Source organism: Ralstonia sp. ASV6 (assembly GCF_016429285.1).
GTDB classification, from domain to species: Bacteria; Pseudomonadota; Gammaproteobacteria; order Burkholderiales; family Burkholderiaceae; genus Ralstonia; species Ralstonia flaminis.
Genome location: NZ_JAELUI010000319.1, coordinates 1 through 1139 on the forward strand (window position 1 = coordinate 1; position 1139 = coordinate 1139).

Annotated in this window: 1 protein-coding gene; it reads right to left on the minus strand. The window is 70.1% G+C overall.

What is annotated here, in order from left to right; genetic code table 11:
- The coding region (locus JHD73_RS27825) for an Ig domain-containing protein (RefSeq protein ID WP_199033348.1) at positions 1–1139 on the minus strand (1139 nt) is incomplete at both ends.

The window sequence follows — 1139 nt, forward strand, 5'->3', positions numbered from 1 at the left end:
GCGCTGGGGTGTAGACGATGTCCAGTCCGTTGATCACGGCCGTACCGCTGGCCGGCGGGCTGACGATGGCGATCGACGAGAACGGCCCGCCCGTCGCATTGGCCGTTGCGTGCACCGTGACCGGTGCGTTGGATAGCGTCGTCGTGGTGATCGCCGGTGCGGTGCCGATCACCTGGCCCACCACGAGGGTGTAGCTGCGCGTGCCGAAGTACGGTGCGCCGGTGCCGGTGCTGCTGTCGGTGGCCCGTACGGTGAAGGTGCTGGAGCCCAGCGCGGTGGGCGTGCCCGAGACCACGCCGGTGCTGGCGTTCAGGCTCAGGCCCGCCGGCAGCGTGCCGCTGGACACCGCGTACGTGTATGGCGCGGTGCCGCCCGTGGCGCTGAAGGTCTGGCTGTAGGCCGTGGTGACCTGGGCGGCCGTCACGGCGGCGGGGCTGACCGTCACCGTCGGCGCGCCGATGCTAACGCTATAGGCACGGCTGGCGGTGAAGCTGTTGGCGTCGGTGGCGGTGACGGTGAAGTTGAACGTACCGCCCGCCGTGGGCGTGCCGGAGAGCACACCGGACGAGCTCAGCGTCAGGCCGGTCGGCAACGCCCCAGCAGTGACGGCGTAGGTGTACGGCGCGGTGCCGTTGCTGGCGTTCACGGTCTGGCTGTACGCCGTCGCAATCGCCGGGCTGGGCAGCGTGGCCGGCGCCACCGCAATGGTGGGCGCGGACACCGTCAGTGCGTACGTGCCGGTCACCGCGTACGGGCCGCTGCCGGAGCTGCTGTCGGTGGCCGTTACGCTGAAGTTGACCGTGCCTGCCGTGGTGGGTGTGCCCGACAGCGTGGCCGTACCGGCATTCCAGCTCAGGCCCGTGGGCAAGCTGCCACTGTTGACCACGAAGGTGTAGGTGTACGGACTCGTGCCGCCACTCGCACTGAAGTTGCGGCTGTAGGCCGTGCCTGCCACGCCGTTGAGTGCGCCGGAGGCCGGCGTGATCGTCAGCGTGGGCGACGCAACGCTCAGCGTATAGGCGCGGCTGCCGGTGTATGGCGAACCCGTGCCGGCGCTGCTATCCGTGGCTGTCACGGTGAAGTTGAAGGTGCCGCCCGCCGTTGGCGTACCGGACAGCACGCCCCCCGTGGTCAAGGCC